The organism is Halosimplex carlsbadense 2-9-1, from assembly GCF_000337455.1.
Classification (GTDB): Archaea; Halobacteriota; Halobacteria; order Halobacteriales; family Haloarculaceae; genus Halosimplex; species Halosimplex carlsbadense.
Genome location: NZ_AOIU01000042.1, coordinates 1 through 273 on the forward strand (window position 1 = coordinate 1; position 273 = coordinate 273).

At 60.4% G+C, this 273-nt stretch carries 1 rRNA gene; it reads right to left on the bottom strand.

Annotated elements, in window-relative coordinates:
- Positions 1 to 178 precede the first annotated feature (178 nt).
- A 23S ribosomal RNA gene (locus C475_RS24505) occupies positions 179 to 273 on the bottom strand; the annotation flags it as partial.

Below are 273 nucleotides of genomic sequence, written 5' to 3' on the forward strand. Positions count from 1 at the left end.
TCCGTGTTCGGGATGGGTACGGGTGTCGCCCCGCCGCTATGGCCGCCCTAACGCCGATCCGCGGAATCGAACCGCGTCCGAACACCGCGTTCGGATACCAGTATCGGTGGTCGATGGGAACCGTGTGTACGTGCGATCCAGATTGCGCCTGGACTCGTTCAACGAGTCGCAGTGCGTATGATTGGTGGCTTCGGTCGATTAGTACTCGCGGGCTGAACACCTCGTTGCCTCGGTGCGTACACCCCGAGTCTATCGAACTCGTCTTCTACGAGT